Annotated in this window: 12 protein-coding genes and 1 pseudogene; 6 read left to right on the top strand and 7 right to left on the bottom strand. The window is 71.0% G+C overall.

The window, feature by feature from the left end:
• Positions 1-477: 477 nt before the first annotated feature.
• The 6 genes and pseudogenes from hutI to holA all read left to right on the top strand — a co-directional run bounded on the left by hutI (position 478) and on the right by holA (position 9,083).
• Complete coding sequence (hutI, locus tag ACIBQ1_RS06720) at positions 478-1,686, top strand: imidazolonepropionase (protein ID WP_127930837.1); 1,209 nt, start codon at positions 478-480, stop codon at positions 1,684-1,686.
• 14 nt (positions 1,687-1,700) lie between these two features.
• Positions 1,701-2,513: a DegV family protein gene (locus ACIBQ1_RS06715; RefSeq protein WP_397275031.1), complete on the top strand. Its 813-nt coding sequence runs from the start codon at positions 1,701-1,703 to the stop codon at positions 2,511-2,513.
• Positions 2,514-3,655: 1,142 nt separating this feature from the next.
• Complete coding sequence (locus ACIBQ1_RS06710) at positions 3,656-4,291, top strand: helix-hairpin-helix domain-containing protein (protein WP_397275030.1); 636 nt, start codon at positions 3,656-3,658, stop codon at positions 4,289-4,291.
• 1 nt (position 4,292) lies between these two features.
• A pseudogene (locus ACIBQ1_RS06705) lies at positions 4,293-5,759 on the top strand (ComEC/Rec2 family competence protein); the annotation flags it as partial.
• A 678-nt stretch (positions 5,760-6,437) separates the two neighbouring features.
• Positions 6,438-7,649 carry a ComEC/Rec2 family competence protein gene (locus tag ACIBQ1_RS06700; protein ID WP_397275546.1) on the top strand — a complete coding sequence of 404 codons (1,212 nt, stop codon included), beginning with the start codon at positions 6,438-6,440 and terminating at the stop codon, positions 7,647-7,649.
• 450 nt (positions 7,650-8,099) lie between these two features.
• Positions 8,100-9,083 carry a DNA polymerase III subunit delta gene (gene holA, locus ACIBQ1_RS06695; RefSeq protein WP_397275028.1) on the top strand — a complete coding sequence of 328 codons (984 nt, stop codon included), beginning with the start codon at positions 8,100-8,102 and terminating at the stop codon, positions 9,081-9,083.
• A gap of 448 nt (positions 9,084-9,531) precedes the next feature.
• Here holA and ACIBQ1_RS06690 read toward each other — a convergent pair whose 3' ends face one another.
• From ACIBQ1_RS06690 to ACIBQ1_RS06660, 7 genes are all read right to left on the bottom strand, one after another.
• Positions 9,532-10,665, bottom strand: coding sequence for an epoxide hydrolase family protein (locus ACIBQ1_RS06690; protein ID WP_397275027.1), 1,134 nt, complete (start codon positions 10,663-10,665; stop codon positions 9,532-9,534).
• Positions 10,666-10,688: 23 nt separating this feature from the next.
• Positions 10,689-11,381, bottom strand: a complete 693-nt coding sequence (locus ACIBQ1_RS06685) for an ABC transporter ATP-binding protein (protein WP_397275025.1) — start codon at positions 11,379-11,381, stop codon at positions 10,689-10,691.
• Complete coding sequence (locus tag ACIBQ1_RS06680; protein ID WP_397275024.1) at positions 11,374-12,291, bottom strand: ABC transporter ATP-binding protein; 918 nt, start codon at positions 12,289-12,291, stop codon at positions 11,374-11,376. The genes ACIBQ1_RS06685 and ACIBQ1_RS06680 overlap by 8 nt, the downstream gene beginning before the upstream one ends.
• Positions 12,288-14,852 carry an FtsX-like permease family protein gene (locus tag ACIBQ1_RS06675; protein WP_397275023.1) on the bottom strand — a complete coding sequence of 855 codons (2,565 nt, stop codon included), beginning with the start codon at positions 14,850-14,852 and terminating at the stop codon, positions 12,288-12,290. Before ACIBQ1_RS06675 ends, ACIBQ1_RS06680 begins: the two co-directional genes overlap by 4 nt.
• Entirely contained in the window at positions 14,849-17,902 is a 3,054-nt protein-coding gene (locus ACIBQ1_RS06670; RefSeq protein ID WP_397275021.1) for an FtsX-like permease family protein, read from the bottom strand. Before ACIBQ1_RS06670 ends, ACIBQ1_RS06675 begins: the two co-directional genes overlap by 4 nt.
• A gap of 179 nt (positions 17,903-18,081) precedes the next feature.
• Positions 18,082-18,351, bottom strand: coding sequence for a 30S ribosomal protein S20 (gene rpsT / locus ACIBQ1_RS06665; RefSeq protein WP_397275019.1), 270 nt, complete (start codon positions 18,349-18,351; stop codon positions 18,082-18,084).
• A gap of 163 nt (positions 18,352-18,514) precedes the next feature.
• A complete protein-coding gene (locus ACIBQ1_RS06660; RefSeq protein WP_397275018.1) occupies positions 18,515-19,507 on the bottom strand; it encodes a hypothetical protein in 993 nt (330 codons plus the stop codon).
• Position 19,508: the final 1 nt, after the last annotated feature.

Here is a 19,508-nt window from a genome sequence, read left to right as displayed (position 1 = left end):
CAGGCTGGAACGCCGGCGGCGGACGGTACGTAGCGGGGTGGCCCTCGCCGCAAAGCACGCATGGCTACCCAAAAGCGGCAGTGGTCCCCGAACCCTGAGGTTGCTAGAATCGGCCAGACCCCTTACGCGGTCGGGCTTCTAGGTTTGGGTCTGGGTTTCGGATGATGACTCTTGGCATCGAAGTCGTCAACGGGGGCCTTGGGGACGAGGTGGGGCTGGGTGACGGTTGGGATCAGTGGTCTTTCTTCCGAATAACCCTGTACAGCAAGCCCAGCTGTGAAATAACGTAACTGAACTGAAATCGCCGGATCATGACTCTGGCGATACGGTCACCGCACAACACGATGCGGATGAGAGCAGGAGACCCCCCATGTCGTCCGGACCCGGAGCGGACTCAGTGGGCGCGGCACAGCCCCTGAGCTGTGCGCTGCGCCTATGCCAGCGCGCGGGCGGGGGCTCACGCAGGGCGGTGATGCGGTGACCGTTCGACTGCTGACCAACATCGGCCGCCTCTGGACCGGCAACGAGGTCCTCAGCAACGCCGCCATCCTCGTACACAACGACCGCATCGCGTGGGTCGGGCGCGCGCCCGACCTCCCACAGAGCGTCCCCGGGGTCGTCGACGACATCGTCGACGTCGACCACGTCGAAAACCTCGGCGGCGCTCTCGTCACGCCCGGTCTCATCGACGCACACACCCACCCCGTCTACGCCGGCAACCGCTACGCCGAGCTGGCCATCCGCACCGGCGGCTCCAGTGCCGCCTCGATCACCGCGGCGGGCGGCGGCGTGGGCTCCACGGTCACCGTGACCCGCGGCACCGACCCGTGGACCCTCTGCAACGGCGTGCGCGAGCGGCTGCGGGGCTGGCTGCTCAGCGGCACCACCACGGTCGAGGCCAAGACCGGCTACCACCTCACCCGCGACGGCGAACTGGCCGACGTGCGGCTCCTGCGCGAGCTGGAGAAGGAGCCGATGATGCCGCGGGTGCACGTCACGTTCCTGGCGGCGCACGTCGTGCCGCCCGAATACTTCGGCCGCCAGCGCGAATACGTCGAGGCCGTGGGCGCCTGGTGCGCCGACGCCGCCGCGGCGGGCGCCGACAGCGTCGACGTCTACTGCGACGAGGGCCACTTCACCACCGAGGAGTCCCGCTGGGTGCTGGCCTCCGGCCGCAACGTCGGGCTCCTGCCGCGCATCCACGCCGGCCTCTTCAGCCGCCGCGGCGCCGTCCAGCTGGCCGCCGAGCTCGGCTGCGCCTCCGCCGACGGGCTGCACCACATGTCGGACGAGGACATCGCGATCATGTCCCGCTACGGCGTGCCCGCCGTCGTCTGCCCGGCCACGGCCCTGCAGCGCGGCCACCTTCCGCCGGTCCGCCAGATGATCAAGCACGGCGTCCAGATCGCCCTCGGCAGCGACCACAACCCGGGCTACTGCGGCATCACCTCGATGTCCCTGGTGATCGCCATGGCGGTGTCGGCGTTCGGGATGAGCGTCAACGACGCCCTGCGCGCGGCCACCCTCGGCGGCGCCACCGTCCTGGGCGCTCCCGACCGCGGCGTCCTGGCCCCGGGCCGGCTGGCGGACATCGTGCAGTGGGACGCCGACCACGAGGGCGCCTTCGCCTGGTCCTTCGGTCTCAAGCCGCGCCGCGTGTGGCGGGGTGGGACGCCGGTCCAGTAGTTACGCTCGGGGTTATGCCGCCCTCGGTCGCCGTGGTCACCGACTCGACCGCTTACCTGCCTGCCGTGCCGGGTGTCACGGTCGTCCCCGTCCAGGTGATCGCCGGCGGGGTCTCGTACGACGAGTCGCTGTTCAGCGGTGATCTCGCCGCCGCCACGACCTCCCGCCCGTCCCCGGAGAGCTTCGCCTCCTGCTACGCCTCTCTGGCGGCCGCCGGCGCCACAGGAATCGTCTCGATCCACGTTTCCCGCGATATGTCCGGCATCGCCGACTCCGCCCTGGCCGCCGCGGCCGACGCGCCCGTGCGCGTGGAGGTGATCGACAGCCGCTCGATCGCCATGGGCCTCGGCTACCCGGTCCTGGCCGCCGCCGACGCCGCCGAGACCGGAGCCACTCTGGAGGCGGTGACGGCTGCGGCCCGCCGGTGCATGGACACCACCCGGACGTTCTTCTACGTCGACACCCTCGACGCCTTACGACGCAGCGGCCGCATCGGCACCGCCGCCTCCCTCGTCGGCTCGGCCCTCATGATCAAGCCGCTGCTCCACATCGTGGACGGCCGCATCTCACTCCTGGAGAAGGTCCGCACGTCCTCCCGCGCCATCGCCCGCCTGGAGGACGTCGCCGTCCACGCGGCCGGCGAGGGGCCCGTGCGGGTGGCCGTACAGCACCTCGGGGCAAACGAACGGGCCGAGGCCCTGGCGCAACGATTGCCGAAGCGGTTGGGGGGTCTGGGCGAGCTGCGGGTGGTGGAGGTGGGCGCGGTGATCGGCGTCCACGTCGGCCCCGGCATGCTGGGACTCACGGTCACGTCGTACAAGCCCTGACCGAACCGACCTCCCCGCCAAAACCCGCACTCCTCCATCCCCACAACCCCCGCCGGCAGTCCCGCAGCCCCGCCTCCAATTCGCAACACCCGTCCCCAGTTCCCCGTAGCGCCTGGCACCAGCCCCGCTATGTCCAGCATCGGCCCCGCAAGGCCCAGCACCAGCCCCCGTGACGCCCGGCACCAGCCCCCGTGACGCCCGCCACAGTCTCCCGGTCTCCTGGTTTCTCGCTCTCCCGGTCGCCTCGCCTGCACTCTCAGTCGCCCGGTCTCCCACGCGGCCCCTCAGCCTCTTCCCATGCGGACCTTCAGCCCTCCGCGAAGCCCTGCCCGCGTGCCCAACGCACGATCCTCAACCAGGGTGCACGCTGACTTTGGTCATATCGGCCTCGTTGTCCACAGCCCTCGCCTCACTTACCTCCCCATCCCCAGAACCCGGTTCGGGACCGCGGCGACGGCCGCTGACGATCTACGTTCTCTGCCGTGCGAACCCCCGACCCCACGGCAGAGCGGACCATAGCCGAGTCCCGGCTACGGTCGATCACCGCGCCTTCCCGCCGCTCCCGCCGCTCTTTCGGCCGGCTCACCGTCGCCGTGAGCGAGCGGGTCGGGCCCCAGCCGCAGAGGCAAGCCTCCCCACCCAACCCTCGGGACAGAGCACACCAACCCCGACAGCCTTCAACCGACCCCCGTGAGGGAGAAAGCTGGGACGACGCCACCCTCACCACCCTGCGCCAGGGAAGCCGCTGGGAGGACACCACACCCGCCGCACCAGGCGAGGCAAGCCGCTGGGACAGCACAGACCCTGCCACGCCACGGGAGAGGGACCACCGGCACGACACCGACTTCGCGACACCGCGCGGAGAAAACCTCCGGCACGACACCGACTCCACCCCACCACCAGAGGAAACCCGCTGGGACTACGACACCGACTTCACTCCGCCACAACAGAAGACCCGTTGGGGCGACACCGACCTCACCACGCCACGGGAGGAGCGCCACCAGCACGACACCCTCTCAAGAACACCTCCTGGGCGAAATGACCAAGATGCCGCCCCCTCCCACACTCCCCACAAAAGCCGCAACCAACGTTCAACCGCATCGTCATCACCACCACCTGACCAAAAGCGCGGACCCGCCCCCGTGCCACCCACCTTCCAAGCGTTCCGCGCAGCCGTCGCCTCCCAAGCCCCAGCCCTCGACCCAGGCAAGCCCGGCCTCCGGGTCCTGCTGGCCCTGGGCGCCCTCGCCGCCGCTGTCGCCGCGTTCTTCGTCTGGCGTTCCCAGCCTTCACCGGAGCCGCTGCCACCTCCCACCCCGGTCTCACAGCCACCAAGGACACCCTCCCCGACCGCCGCTGCCAAGGTGACCGTCCACGTCACCGGCAAGATCCGCAAACCTGGCGTCTACCTCCTCCCCGCAGGCGCCCGAGTCACGGACGCGGTGGCAGCGGCCGGAGGCGTGTCCCGCGGCGCCTCCACAGGCGCACTCAACCTCGCCAGACGCCTGATCGACGGCGAGCAGATAGTCGTGGGCGCCACCACCGCCCAGGCACCCCAAGGCTCACCCATCGCGGACCCGGCCACCGCCGTGCTCGACCTCAACTCCGCCACAACCGACCAACTCGAACAACTCCCGGGCGTGGGCGAGGTCCTGGCAGCTCGTATCGCCGAGTTCCGAGACACCCACGGCGGCTTCACCACCGTCGAACAACTACGCGAGGTGAGCGGCATAGGCCCACGAAAGTACGACGAGCTCAAGCCAAAGGTCCGCGTCTGACATGCCCACCCCACGCACCGACGACCCCCGCCCAACACGTCCCAGCCAGGCCAACGCCGGCCCCCCACCCGACGACGGCCGGCCCGACAACGGGACCGACACGAACACCGAAGCCCCCCACCTCGACCAGGACAGTGTCCACCGCGAACACGCCTGGCCCCTCATCCTCCCCGCCTTGGCCGCCTGGGCATGTGCCTTGGTCCTACTGGGCTGCTCCGCCCGTACGGGCTTGATCGTCGCCATCTCCACAACCCTGGCCGCCTCAGCCACAGCCTGGCCCGCAGTGTGGCGCCCCCGCTTCACAGCCCAGAAATCACCCTCCGACGCCTGGACCACCCAACCCGGGGACCCGGGCGCCCAGCACGAGGGTCGGCCTCGCCAACCTGGGGATTCGGGTGCCGGGCGCGAGGGTCGGCCTCCCCAGTCTGGGGACTCGGGCACCCGGTACGAGGGTTGGGCTACCCACCGGGGGGAGCATCAGAGCCCGCGCCTACACCGCCAACTGGATTGTCGGCGACCGCCTCGCTCGTCGCCATGGCGCAACATCACCATTGCCACCCTCATCTGCGCAGCCGCGGCCTCGGCGTCGATCGCCCTGCGAGTTCACGCCCTGACCACCGGCCCAGCAGCCGAGCTGGCCAAGAAGAACACCTCTATCAAGGCGCAGATCGCCCTAACGGACGACCCCAAACGCAGACAAAACAGAAGCGGCCACTTCAACCAAGAAAGCTACGTGACCCCAGCCACCCTGGAAGTCATCCAGACAGCCGGCAACCGGCAGACCGTCAACGTCCCCATCACCGTCTTCGCCAACGGACATGACTGGAGCATCCTTCTCCCCAGCCAGCGCCTCGAAGTGACCGGGCGCCTGGCCAAGCCGACCCCGGGCGACCTCGTCGCAGCCATCCTCCTGGTGCAAGGCCCACCACGAGTCCTGACACCCCCGTCCCCGCTCCAAACAGCAGCGGGCAGCCTCAGATCGGGCCTACGGGCCGCCGCGGCCACCCTCCCCGCCGACCAGCAGGGCCTCCTGCCGGGCCTGGTCGTCGGCGACGTCTCACGCATGGACCCCCAGGTGTCGTCCGACCTCAAGGAGGCCGGCCTGAGCCACCTGAACGCCGTAAGCGGAGCAAACCTCGCCATCGTGGCAGGCGCTGCCCTCGCCCTCTCCCGCCTCATAGGGCTCTCCCTCCCGGTAAGGGCCGTCTTCGCCGCCATCGCGATGCTCGCGTTCGCCGTGGTCGCCCGCCCCTCCCCAAGCGTTCTACGCGCCCTCCTCATGGGCCTTGCCGCCGCCATCGCACTGGGCACAGGCCGAGCAAAGGACGGCCTCGCAGCCCTGTCGGCGACGGTCCTCCTCCTGGTGCTGTTCGCCCCAGAACTGGCCCGCTCGTACGGCTTCGCCCTCTCGGTCGCAGCCACCGCCGGCATCCTCATCTTCGCCCCACGCTGGCGCGACCGCCTGTCATCCCCAAACACCGAGGGCGACCTCGACGACCAGAACAACACGAGACATGGCAAGCGTGGCGATCCTGGCCTACAGGGGGAGACGGATCCACAGGGACAATACGCCCAACAACGAGACCGTACCCCGCACGCGGCCCTTGCCCCGCACGCGGCGGCCCATGGATCAGACCGTCTACACCCGGCCGTTGGTTTGCGCTCGCCTCTTGCTGTGCACCAGCCTCTTGGCACTCATGAGACCCTTTCCCCGTATCAGCCCCTTGCCTCGCGCACCGCCCTTGGTTCGCGCTCGCCCCTTGGTCCACATCAGTCCCTTGGCACTCATGAGACCCTTTCCCCGTATCAGCCCCTTCCCTCGTACCTGGCCCCTGGTTCGCACCAGGACCCCGCTCTGCAACCGGACGCGAAGGGCAGTCCGCACGGCGGCTGCCGTTCGTATGCGGAAGACGGCGCACAACGTGCACGTGACCTGCGGGCAGAGCGGGGGCCGCAAGCAGAAGGCGGCCTGCGGTGGGGACAACGCCCGCCAGGGGAGCCTGATGGTGCGCGCTCGGAGTCTGGTGCTTCGAATTCCCCGCAGGAGGGCGGACAGACCCAGGGACATGGTGACCAGGGGCGTCACCAGGGCGGTGTGCCATCGGATGGCGGCTGCTCCAGAGGGTCGTATCGGTTGCCGCGTTGGGTGGCTGAGGCCGTTGCAGTGCCGGTGGCCGCGCAGGTGGCGGTGACGCCCATCCTGGTGCTGATGTCAGGACAGCTGACTCCCGTCGCCGTGATCGCCAACCTGCTCGTGGCCCCAGCGGTGGCCCCTGCGACGTTGCTGGGGTTCGGTGCCGCTCTGGTGGCGCCCATTTGGCCCGGAGGCGCGGAGCTCCTGGTCGTCCCGGCCGGTTACGCGGTCGGGTGGATCATCATCGTGGCGCGCTGGGCGGTGAACCTGCCCTTCGCCACGCTGCCGTGGCCCGGTGGGCTTCCGGGATTGGGGTTGCTGCTGCTCGCGGTGGCGATCGCCGTGCCGATCCTGCGGCGCAGGGCATGGCGGCCGGTGGCGGTGACCGTGGTCGGTGCGGCCCTGGTCGCCGTACTGGCGATCCGGCCCATCGTCGGCTCCTGGCCGCCCAAGGGGTGGTTGATGGTCATGTGCGACGTTGGGCAGGGGGACGGGCTCGTCGTGGCGGCGGGACCGAGGAGAGGGATCGTGGTCGACACCGGGCCTGATCCGGTCGTCATGGATCGATGCCTGCGCAGGATCGGCGTCGACGACGTACCTCTCCTGATCCTCACCCACCCCCACGCCGACCACGTGAACGGTCTCCCCGGCGTCCTCCGGAACCGGCGTGTGGGTGCCGCGGTCGTCAGCCCGCAGCGGACGAGCGCGCGAGCCATCTCGCACATCTCGGCCACGCTGGCCCGCAGCGGCATACCGGAATGGACTGCCGCACCCGGAACTCGGTGGCGCTTCGGTCCGTCGGAGCTGACCGTGCTCGGTCCCGACCTCACCCCGGGTGAGATGAACGGGCAGGGGGAGGGCAGCGCGATCAACAACTCCAGTGTGGTCGTCCACGTACGCTGGCGATCCGGATCCATCCTGCTCAGCGGTGATCTGGAGACGGAGGCGCAGGATGAGCTGCTGCGCCGGACGGTGGTGCGAGCCGACATCCTCAAGACTCCGCACCACGGATCCAACCGGCAGTCCCCGGCCTTCTTGTCGGCGGTCGGGGCGCGGGCGGCCTTGATCAGCGTGGGCGCCGACAACGACTACGGCCATCCCGCCATGTCCACGCTTGCCGCCCTGCGTCGGATGGGCGCCGGTATCTACCGGACCGACCAGTCCGGCGATCTGGCTGTCGTGGAGAGGGAGGGGCGGATGGCAGTGGTCCCGCGCGGTCCGTAGCCCTCTCACCGCACGGCATGGAGCCCGGAGCGTCCGGGTTCCGCATTGGCCCGCAGGCCTCGGGCGAGCGCCTGCGGTGGCACCTGGTTCCTTGGCGGCACGCCGTCAGTTGCGTGGTTCGGTGTGTGGGGGCTGGCGTCGTTTCGTGGTTATCGGGTGGTGTGCTGGCAGTTGTGTGGTTCGGTGTCTGGGGCGTCTGCCTCGTCTGGTGGTTATCCGGTGTTACGCCGTCAATCGGGTGGTTCGGTGTCTGGAGGGCTGGCCTCGCCCAGCGGTTATCGAGTGGCACGCCGTTAGCTGTGCGGCTCGGTGTCTGGGGCCTCTGCTGGAGATCACTGATGGGCGGGGAAAGGGCCGGCGAGAGTGGTTGGCCTGCTGGGTGGAGCTGGTGACCAGGGCCCGGCGGGTACGGGGTGCGTTCCGAGTACCGGGTTGTCGGCGGCGCATGGCATGCTGCCTGACATGGCGGGAACCGATCCAGCACCTGTGTCCTTGGTCCTCGGCGATGAGGAGCTGCTGGCCGAGCGGGCGGTGAGCAGTGTCGTCGCCGCCGCGCGGGCCGCGGACCCGGGTGCCGAGGTGCATGACCTCTTGGGTGGGAAGGTCGCGGTGGGCGAGCTGACGCAGCTGACCTCGCCGTCGCTCTTCGGCGATCGTTCCGTGGTGGTGATCCGGTCGGCCCAGGATCTCTCCAAGGACGTCATCGCCGAGATCGTCACCTATGCCAAGCAGCCCTCCGACGACACCGTGCTCGTGCTGTCGCACCCGGGTGGGGTGAAGGGGAAGGCGCTGGTCGACGGGGTGAAGAAGGCCGGGGCCACGGTGGTCACGGTCAACAAGGTCACCAAGGCGGGGGAGCGGCTGGACTTCATCAAGGGGGAGTTCAAGCGGGCCGGGCGGGGGGTCTCCGGGGACGCGGCCCAGGCATTGCTCGACGCCGTGGGCAATGACCTGCGGGAGCTGGCGGCGGCATGCAGCCAGCTGGCGTTCGACACGGAGGACAAGACGATCAGCGCGGCCGCGGTGGCTCGCTATCACAAGGGGCGAGCCGAGGTCACCGGGTTCAACGTGGCCGATTCCGCTGTCGAGGGGCGGTTGGCCGACGCGTTGGAGCAACTGCGGTGGGCTCTGGGCACCGGGGTCGCTCCCGTGCTGCTGGTGAGTGCGCTGGCCGGCGGATTGCGGTCGCTGGCCAAGGTCGGCAGCGCGCCGCGCAACCTTCGGGGCGGGCAGCTGGCCAGCCATGTCGGCATGCCGCCGTGGAAGGTCGACCGGGTCAAGCGGCAACTCAACGGGTGGGGGCCCGAGGGGCTGTCCAGGGCGATCCAGGCTGTGGCGAGCGCGGATGAGCAGGTCAAGGGTGGGGGAGCGGACCCGGCCTATGCGCTGGAACACACGGTGCAGGTGATCGTGGCCAGCCGCACCGGGCGATAGTCGGGGTCGATCTCCCACGCTGGCTGAGCAACCGGTCGGCCACAGGACCGTTCGCACCCCCTCGGCCAGCCCTTCGCGCGCCATGGGCGTCAGTCAGCCAACGGGAGGTTGCGGGGCCATCGGGGCGATTGAGGCGGATGCTCATAATCGGGGCGATTGGGCCATTGGGGCGCTGGGTGGTTGGAACGGTGTTGGTTGGGAGAGGGGCGGCTGCGGTGGCCGGAGGCGGGTGTCGACGAGGGTGTTGACTGAACGGCGGCTTGGCTGCGGCGGTCGGGAGGTGAGTGGGCGAGGGGGTTGGTTGTGGTGGTCGGGAGATGGGTGGGCGTGGGGGTTGGCTGTGGGTTGGCTGTGGGTTGGCTGTGGTGTGTGGGAGAGGGGTTGGCTGGGCGGCGGGTTGGTCGGGGTGGTCGGGAGGTGGGTTGGGTGCGGTGGCCCTGAGGTGGGGTTAGCTGGGGTGTTGGCGGAGGGGGCGGAAGAAGGTGGTCAGCTCCCGGTGCATCAGCGCAGGCTCCTCCAAGGCCAGGAAATGGCCGCCGCGGCCGGGTTCGTGCCAGTGGCGGAGGTCGGTGCAGGAGCGTTCGGCGATCGAGCGGGGGATGCCGGACATCACCGGTTCATGGCTGAGCGTGATGGCGGTCGGCACCGTGATGGGCGGGCGAGGGGTGTTGTGCTCCCAGTCGTAGTACTGCCTGAACGACGTGCCGATCGAGCCGGTCGCCCAGTAGAGCGTCAGGATCGTGAGCAGGGTGTCGCGGTCGAAGCGGGACTCCAGGTCGCCGTGGCAGTCGCTCCAATCCCGATATTTGTCGACTATCCAGGCGGCGAGTCCGGCCGGTGAGTCGACCAGGGCGGCGGCGATGGTGTCGGGCCGCGTTCCCATGATGGCGCTGTAGCCGCCGTCGAGCTCGTCGTACGCCTCCTCGGCCGCCACGAACGCCTGCTCGTCCGCCGTCATCGGCGGGTCGTCGAACGACGTGGGGAACGGGGGATGGATCAGGTGGATGCCGGCCACCTCCTCCGGGTAGAGCGCGGCCAGCCATTGGGCGGCCGCGCCGCCGATGTCGCCGCCGAAGGCCGCGTACCGGTCGTACCCCAGGGTGTCGGTCATCAGCGTGTGCAGCACGCGCGCCATCGCGGCCCGCGTGAGCGGCTCCGGCGGCAGGTCGGAGTAGAGGAACCCCGGCATGGACGGGATGACGACGTCGAACGCGTCGGCCGGGTCGCCGCCGTGGCGGGCGGGGTCGGCGAGGCGGGCCGCCAGGGGGAGCATCTCCAGGAAGCTGCTCGGCCATCCGTGGCAGAGGAGAACGGGCATCGGCGCGGGGCCGACTCCGGCGATCCGGACGAAATGCAGGCCCCGCTCGCGGTAGTGCGGCAGCGTGTTGAGCTCGGCCTCCCGGGCGCGGTAGTCGAACCCATCCGCCCAGTACGTCACCAGCTCCCGCAGGTACGTGGGATCGGCCCCGGCCTGCCACGCCTGCACGCCGGTCCGGTCCGTGAACCTGGTCGCGCGCAGCCGAGTCCGAAGGTCGTCCAGCACGTCGCCGGACACCTCGATCCGGAATGGGGAAGGGGTCACGTGTTGCCTCCGACAAGCCGATTTCAGGCGAGGGCGGGTTCGTGGACGATGCCGTCGCCGATCTCCAGGACCCGATCGGCCAGCGTGATCAGGCTGGGGTCGTGGGTGGCGACCAGCGCCGTGACCCCCTCACTCCGTACGAGTGCCCGCAGCAGCTCCATGATCTGCCGTCCGGTCTGCGAGTCCAACTGCCCTGTCGGCTCGTCGGCCACCAGCAATCGGGGCCGGTTCGCCAGCGACCTGGCGATGGCCACCCGCTGCCGCTGCCCCCCGGACAGCTCGTACGGCCGCTGGTTCGCGTGCTGTTCCAACCCCACCAGAGCCAGCAGCAGGCGTACGCGAGCCTCCCGCTCCTCCACCGGCGTCCGCAGCAGCCGCATCGGCACCCCCACGTTCTCCGCCGCGGACAGCACCGGGATCAGCCCGAACGACTGGAACACGAACCCCACCACATCGCGGCGCAGGGCCAGCAGGTCGTCCTCGGACATGGCGGTGACCTCGCGCCCGGCGACGACCACCCGTCCGGCGTCCGGTTTGTCCAGGCCGCCGATCTGGTTGAGCAGGGTCGTCTTCCCGGACCCCGACCGCCCGCGGACCGCGACGAGCTCTCCCGGGAACACCGAGAACGACACGTCCCGCAGCGCCACGACCTCCTTGGGCCCGGTCCGGTAGACCTTGCGCAGCCCTTCCACCACGACCAGGGGCGAATCAGTCATCAGAGGGCTCCTCCCGGGCGGGCCACACGCCGATGTGGTCGGATTCGAGCTCGAGGCGCACCCGCCGCTCCATCTCGAGCGCGTTCATGAAGTCGCGCGGGAGCTGCAGCCGCCCGACCCGGTCCAGCACCGCGTACTCCTCGGCGACGATCTGCCCCTCGGCGCCCTCGCGCCGCAGCGTCTCGCTGCTGGTACGCCCGTCGCGAATGCCCACCGTACGGTCCACCTGCTCCGACACCAGCGGGTCGTGCGTCACGACGACCACGGTCACCCCCAGCTCCCTGTTTGCCTTCCGCAGCGCGTCGAACACCTGCTCCGACGTCTCGCTGTCCAGCTCACCTGTGGGTTCGTCGGCGAGGACGAGCTGCGGGGAGTTGGCGAGCGCGACGGCGATGGCCACCCGTTGCTGCTCGCCGCCCGACATTTCGGGAATCTTGCGGTCTGCGCAGTCGCCGACCCCCAGCAGTTCCAGCAGCTCCAGCGCGCGACTCCCGCGGCGACCGGCCAGCTTCATCGGCAGCTCGACGTTCTCCCGGGCCGAGAGGTACGGCAGCAGGTTCCGCGCCGTCTGCTGCCAGATGAAGCCCACCACGGACCGCCGGTACCGCAGCCGGTCGCGGGCGTTCATCGACAGCAGATCCATCCCCGCCACCCTGGCCACCCCGGCCGTCGGCACGTCCAGCCCGGACAGCACGTTGAGCAGCGTCGACTTGCCCGACCCCGAGGCGCCCACGATGGCCACCAGCTCGCCCTTGTCGATCACCAGGTCGAGGCCCTGCAGCGCGACGACCTCGACGCCCTCGGTCTTGTAGATGCGCACGAGGTTGTCGCACACGATGTGCGCGTCGCCGCCGAACGCGGCCTTCTCCCGCGTGGCCCTGGCTTCCAGCTCGGACAGGGTCGGGTTCATGAGAGATCCCCTACTCGAAGGACGGCGCCGAGGTTGCGGCGGCGGCTGATGGCGGTGTGCGCGTACGCCCCGAGCACGGCCACGGCGGTGAGGCCGCCCGCCAGCAGGAGAGGCACGAACAGGTCGAGCGGGTAGTCGCCGACCGGCAGGTCCCCGGCGTACGACGACAGATCCACGCCGGCCCCGAGCGCGAACGGCAGGCCGAGGCCCAGGCCGAGCCCGACCAGGGCGGTGACGAGGATCATGGGCAGGATCTCCAGCACGGTCAGCCGCTCCGCCTGCCGGTCCGACAGCCCGAGCGTGCGCAGGAACGACACCGCGCCGGCGCGTTCGGCGGCGCCGATCACCAGCGCCAGCACGACGGCGACCAGCGCGTACGAGCCGAGCGCCACCGTCACCACGACCAGCGTCCAGCGCACGGTGCTGGTGAGCGGGTCGTCCTGGATGGCGCTCAGCGCGCGCTCCTGCGACTCCACGGTCGCGGACGGGACCAGCCGCGCCAGCACGTCGGGGGACACGTCGCCCTTGATCAGCAGGGTGTTCGGGGCGGGCCGGGTCAGGATGCCCAAGGGCACGATCATGAACTTCCCCTGGGTGTAGAAGCCGGGCATCGAGTCGACCACGCCCCGCGTGGCGAGCTTCGCCCGCGACTGCCACCCGATCTCCAACGTCCCCCGCCCCCGCAACTCCTTGGAGACCAGCGCGCCGTCGGACAGCGCGGGCACGCTGATCGGGGCGTCGTCCAGGATCCGGTTCCATTGCGCCAGGTCCACCGCGAGCGCCTCGGCCCGCTCCGCGCCGTACCCGAGCTGCACCCGCCCGGTCTGCGCGATCACCACCTGTTCGACCCCGGCCGTCGCCCGCACCCGGTCGATCGAGTCGGCGGGGATCTCGATGTTCGACGTGATCTTGATCGGCGCGCCCACCTGCTGCCAGGCCGCCAGCCGCTGCGTGTCCGCGATCCCGCCCGAGATCACCGCGGCGAACACCGACACGCCCAGCGCGGGCAGCAGGATCAGCACGGGCAGCACACTGGCGGAGCGCGCCCGGGCCGCCCTGGTCAGCCCCAGGAACGGCACGGCCGCCCGCCCGCGCGCGGCCAGCCGTACGAACAGCCGCAAGGGGTACGGGTAGCAGCGCAAGGTGATCAACGCCGCCGCCACCGTCAGCGCGACGGGCACCACGAGCAGGAACGGATCCTGCGAGGCGCCACGGGCCCGCAGCAGGTACGCCCCGACCAGCGCGAGCACCACCACCAGCACCTCCAGCGTGATCCGCCGGGCCGAAGGCCGGGTGGCGGCCACGTCGTCGCGGCGCTCGTGCAGCGGCGTCCGGTGGACCAGGGCCAGCCGCCCCCCGGCGAACCCGACGGCCGCCACGACCACGACCAGGGGCCCCAGGTGCACGATCGGCAGCACGGGACCCGGCACCAGGAACGACAGTCCGTACCCGGCCAGCGCGGCGGGCGCCACCGCGACGCCGGTCAGCAGCGCCCCGGCCCCGGCCACCTGCCGCAGCGAACCGCCCCGCGCCCGCGCCAGGGACAGCGGGTGATCGAGGCGGTCGCTCAGCAGCAGCACGACGAGCGCGATCACGCCGACCGCCACGGCCAGCAGCCCGCCGAGCACCAGGTACGTCACGGTCTGCGCGGTGGCCACGGCGGCCAGGAACTCGTCGAACAGCTTGGAGAGCCCGGTGTCCAGACGGTAGGTGCTGCTCGTCGACTGGAGCGCGACCACCCGCCCGAACTCGGTGATCGCCGCCTGGAGGTCGGGCGCGGCCAGCGCGCTCGCGCCGCGGGCGTCGATCGGCAGGACCCAGTGGTAGGACAGGTTGCGCCCCTCGCCGCTGAGCACGGTCAGCCCCTCGTCGGAGATCAGCGTCGTGACGTGCTTCTCGAGCTCGTCGCTGCCCGGCGTCTCCGTCTTGAGGACCTGCAGGATGTCGACGTTGTGGGACCAGTAGCGGTCATGGGGGTCCTTGGCCTTGAAGGCGCCGACGATCTTCAGAGCGGCGTAGTCGTTCTCACCGACCATCTTCGTCTGGCCCACCTTGAAACCCAGCTCGGGCAGGGCGTCCGCGACGATCCCCACCTCGAAGACCGGGATCGTCGCGCCCTCGTACCGCATGGTCGAGGGCCTGCCGGGCGCGCGGCCCTCGACCCAGTCCACACGCCGGTCCGCGTCGGAGAGCCAGCCCAGGTTCATGTGGGTATGGCCGCGGGTCCCGGTCACGGGCGTCAAGGTGGTCTTGGCGCTCATGTGTCCCGCGCCGACCGCCAGCGGGCGCAGCGCCGGCGGCAGGATCTTGCGCCAGCGGCGGTCGCGGGCGTCGAACTGGCCGCGTTCGTGCAGGTCCTCCTCGGCCGAGCGCGACTCCACGGACACCGTCAGGTCGGCCTGCACCGCGGGGGCGGCGACCAGCGAGCGGCGCAGCGCCTCGTCGAACGACGCCTGCATCGCCCTGGGCAGCCCCGCGACCAGCAGGCAGGCGCTCAGCGCCAGCACGAAGAGCACGGCCATCGTGCCCAGGTGCGCGCGAGCGAGCAGGGCGATCCTCACCGTTCCTCCACGAGTTGCCCGTTTTGCCCGCGCAGATGGCGGGCCAGCCCGGCCACGATGGCGAGCAGCACCGCGGCCACCAGCGCCAGCATCGCCGCGGTGGCCGCCCACGGGATGTCGAGCACCACCCCGGGGGTGACGGCCGCGGCCTGCCCGGTCAGCACGATGTGCGGCACGACCAGCACGCCGACGACCACGGCGAGCGCGGTGCCCGCGACGAGCGACAGCCCGATGACGAACGCCTGCTCGACCGCCAGCACTCCGAACACCTGCCTGGAGCTCACCCCGAGCGCCCGCAGGATCGCGAACTCGCCCATGCGCTCCCGGGCCGCGACGGTCGCGTTCACCAGGAACCCGAGCGCCGCGAACACCAGCGCCGCCGCGAACCCGAGCATCAGCGCCCCCTGCAGCCCGCTGGCCAGGGGGTCGTCCCGCAGCTCGGCCGCCAGCCTGCGCTGGTCCAGCGCCGTCACGTCCCACTCGGGCCGGGCCTGGAGCGCCTTCACCGCGGGCGCGGTGTCGCCGGCCGCGAGCCACCATTCGGTGGCGGGCCTGGGCAGCTGCGCCGCGGCCAGCTCGTACGTCTGGAGTGTCCCCCAGTCGGCGAGCACGGCCTTCTGCCCCGCCGGGGTGGTCGGCATGCTGTCCACGATGCCCACCACCTTGACCTGGAGCACCTTGCGGTCGATGCTGGCCGGCCCGACCTGCCCGGCGGGCAGCTTGAGCGAGGCGGCCAGGTCGGCGGTGAGCACCACCGGCAGCGGTCCGGGCTTCGGCAGCGGCGCGAGGCCGGCGACCGTGGGCCGCGTCACCTTCATGGACACCGGAGGCGTCGCCACCTCGCGGCCGTCGGCGCTGAGGCCGGTCAGGGTCAGGTTCGCGGGGGCCTGGGGGGCGCCCGCGACGAGGCCGCGCAGCGACAGCGGGTACGTGATCTTCCCGGTACGCCCGGCCAGCGCCCGGAGGTCGACGTCGATCCGGTTCTCGCCCTTCCGCAGCACGCCGAGCGACACGTCACGCCACACGCCGAGCGCGTCGGAGAGCACCAGCCGCAGCGGCAGGTCGCCGTCCGCCTCGGCCCGCAGCGTGAGCGCCGACGGCTGCCCAGGAAGATCCAGCTTGCCCGCCTGGTCGCCCGCCAGCGCCCGGGACATCTCCCCGACCGGCTGCGCGGACAGGTCGGCACGCAGGTGGAACAGCTCGCCGAGCCTGCCCGCGTCCAGGCCCAGCAGCAGCGCGCTCTCGCCGCTCACCTCGCTCTGCCCGCGAAAGCCCGGCGAGTACGCCGTGACGCCGGGCAGCGCGGTGAACGCCGTCCCGCGCCCGAGCGCGCCCAGCTCCGGAGCGTCGGGCGGGCCGGACAGCCGCAGGTCGGCTCCGGCCTGATGGCGGGCCTGGTCGAGCTGCGAGGCCCGCCAGGTGGACGCGGTGGCCATGGACACGATGCCGATCGCGATGGCCATGGTCAGCAGGAGCGCCGGGCCCGCGTACTTGAGCGGTCGCCTGCTCACCTGCCAGGCCCCCAGCGCGGGGGCGAGCGCCGGTCGGCGGGAGGTCACCCGCTCGGCCAGCTTCGAGACGCGTGGCACCAGCCGCAGCCCGAGCATCCCGCCCGTGAGCAGGGCCAGGGCCGGCCCGGAGATGATCAAGGGGTCGATGCCGAGCCCGCCCGCGGCCGTCGCGGTCACGGGCGCGCCGTAGCGCTGGAGCTGCCAGATCGCCAGCCCGGCCACGACCAGCAGCGCCAGGTCGGCGCCGGCCCGCTCGATCAGCCCGCGCCCGCCGCCGCGCCCGCGCGCCGCCTGCTCCTCCACGTACGTGCGCCGCGCGCCCGCCAGCGCCGGCAGCACCAGCAGGACGGCCGCGGCCAGGGCCACGCCGAACGACACGAGGAACGTGCCCAGATCGGCCGAGGGCGCCAGCCGTACCCCGGAGGCCCTGATCCAGGGCAACAGGTTGACCAGCGCGAGCAGCGGCGGGCCCAGGAACGGCGCGACCACCGCGCACGGCACCGCGACCAGCAGCGCCTCGCCGCCCGCCAGCGCGGCCAGCCGCGCCGTGCCCGCGCCGCGCGAGCGCAGCAGCGCCACCTCCATGCGGCGGTGGTCGGCGAGCAGGCGGGCCGTGAGCATCAGCGCGTACGCGGCCAGCAACAGCAGCTGCAGCACCGGGATCAGCATCGTGGAGCGGGCGACCAGGGACGCGGTGTCGAGCTGGGTCAGGATCTCGGGCAGGCGGCTGGTGGCCACGCAGCTGCCGCAGCCGTCCGCCTTCAACCGCGCGCCCAGCTGGTCGATCGCCCCGGCCAGCGGGCGCAGCTGGGCGGGCGTGAGCGCGCGCAGGTCGGGTTCGGCGGACCAGGTGGCGTTCACGTTCGTGGCGAAACGGGCGATGAACGTCTCGCGCGGCACCATCAGCGGCCCGTACGTGCTGAACTCGCCGCGTTCCACACCCCGGCTGAGCAGCTGCTCGCCCGCCCACCGCTCGCCGAACGGGTCGTTGAGCTGGAACACGCCCGCGATGCGGACCGTGACCGGGCGCGGGTCGAGGCGGCCCCTCGTGGTGAACTCCTGCCCCGCCTTGAACCCGGTGGCCGAGGCCGCCGACAGCGAGATCGCGGCCTCCACCCGGTCTCCGCCGGCGCGCGGCCAGGCGCCGGAGACGAGCCTGGCGTGCCGGTCGAGGCCGTCGTAACCGCCGAACCTGAGCAGCTCGGGCCGGTCCTGGGCGTCCTGGCCCGGCATGACGTAGGAGTCGGAGCGGAAGCTGGTGGTGACGGTGGGCGGCCGCGTGTAGGCCCTGGCGAACTCGGCGCGTACCGACCGGTCGAGCTTCGGGAACGTCTCGGCCGTCACGGGGGCGCTGACGGTGGCGGCGGTCTGGCGGTAGGAGGCCGTCTCCATCGTCCGGCGGACACCGGCGTCCGCGATGGAGGAGGCGTACATGGTCAGCGCGACCAGCGTGGTCGTGGCCAGGAGGATCGAGCCGAAGGCGGCCAGGAGGAGCAGCGGCTCGCTGAGCGCCCTTTTGACGACCAACGGCCCCCGCATGTGTCCCCCTTCGCCCGTTTTAGTGCACCTTCGAGCAGGTGTGGGCGGCGGGGCAAGGTGATCTCAGGAACGGTGACGCACCCGATACGGCCGTGTGATATCGAAACTGTGACAAAAGGGTTCGAAAACGAGAACGCCGCACCCCCGTGGGGAGTGCGGCGTTTCCTGTGCCAGGCGTTTTACTTGGCGGCCAGCGCCGCGGCCTGCTTGGCGATCGCGGACTTGCGGTTGGCGGCCTGGTTCTTGTGGATGACGCCCTTGCTGACGGCCTTGTCGAGCTGGCGGGCGGCGGCCCGCTGCAGCACGGCGGCCTTCTCGGTGTCGCCCTGCTCGGCGGCCTCGCGGAACTTGCGGACGGCCGTCTTCAGAGAGGACTTGACCGCCTTGTTGCGCAGACGAGCCTTCTCGTTCTGCTTGTTGCGCTTGATCTGGGACTTGATGTTCGCCACGAAGAAGCCTCGGTGAAGGTCTGGGTGATGGATGGGGCGCGCGGGCTCGAGAGAGGGCGCGCCACACGCAGTTGAACAGGTTACCAATAACTCAGGTTGGCTCTCAAATCAACGCGTACTTGAGCATCGGCGTTTCCGATGCTCGGCGCTGGAAAGCCCCAGGTTAGCCGATCATCCATCGAGTGGCGTACTCCTGCCAGTCCTCCTCCGTGGCGGCGAAGTCCACGTAGAGGGCCAGGCCGAAGCGGTCGCGCCGGCCGTACTCCGACAGCGCGAGCCGGGCGCCCTCGGCGGCCATGGCGACGCTCTCGGCGTTGTCCAGCCAGGGTACGCCGTGGTCGTGGTAGGCCGGGGCGCCGATGTAGAGGGCCTTGGCGGCGGGCACCAGGTCCAGGGCCAGTTCGGCCTGACGGGCCACGTAGCCGCCGTAGAGGGACTGCAGCGGGGTGAAGGAGTCGTACGTCATGACGGCGACCTGGTCCACGCGGTCCACGACCTGCCTGAAGTAGCCCTGGGACCAGTACTTGTCGTGGGACAGCAGGGCCCTGGCGGTCAGGCGCAGGCCCGGGTACGGCTCGATCTGCGGGGTGGAGGTGGACAGCAGGCTCGTGTACCGGCGGGTGCGCTCCAGCAGGTCGAGGAACTCGGTGTCGCCGTCGCCGATCGGCTCGAAGTTGTAGTGGATGCCGTCGTAGCCCTGCTTCATGATGGCGGCGACCCCGGTCAGGACGTTCTCGCGGGCCTTGGGGTCGTCGAGGTCGAGGCCGTTCTTGACGGCCTGGCCGAGCCAGGCGGAGATGCGGACCGCGGGGAGGTGCTCCCGCATCCATTTCACGAAATTTCCGGCGTTGGGGTATTTGCCGGGGCTTAAGGTGCCGTCCCAGTTGAACGGGCCGGAGTGGACGTACACGTCCTTGACGCCTGTGGCGCGCAGCCGTACCGCCAACTGCTCGACGTCGCGCTCCGTGCGGCGGCCGTCCACCCACGCGTGGCCCAGCCAGAGCGCGTCATTGCCCGTGCTCTTCGCCCAGGCCGCCGGTGCACCGGTAAACTGGAGCCGGAGCGCGGCGGCGAGGAGGCCGACCAGCGCGACCATGATGGCCAAGGCAAGCGCGAGCAGGCGCAGGCCGCGGCGGATGACGGTTCGGGCAGTCACC

This window comes from Nonomuraea sp. NPDC050153 (assembly GCF_044460125.1).
Classification (GTDB): Bacteria; Actinomycetota; Actinomycetes; order Streptosporangiales; family Streptosporangiaceae; genus Nonomuraea.
Note: the sequence above shows the minus strand (reverse complement) of the source record. Positions and strands in the feature narration are given on the sequence as shown.

Coding starts and splice junctions, on each gene's coding strand:
- ACIBQ1_RS06715 (WP_397275031.1), top strand. CDS start 1,701: ATGCCGCCCTCGGTCGCCGTGGTCACCGACTCGACCGCTTACCTGCCT.
- ACIBQ1_RS06685 (WP_397275025.1), bottom strand. CDS start 11,381: ATGACTGATTCGCCCCTGGTCGTGGTGGAAGGGCTGCGCAAGGTCTAC.
- ACIBQ1_RS06680 (WP_397275024.1), bottom strand. CDS start 12,291: ATGAACCCGACCCTGTCCGAGCTGGAAGCCAGGGCCACGCGGGAGAAG.
- holA (WP_397275028.1), top strand. CDS start 8,100: ATGCTGCCTGACATGGCGGGAACCGATCCAGCACCTGTGTCCTTGGTC.
- ACIBQ1_RS06670 (WP_397275021.1), bottom strand. CDS start 17,902: ATGCGGGGGCCGTTGGTCGTCAAAAGGGCGCTCAGCGAGCCGCTGCTC.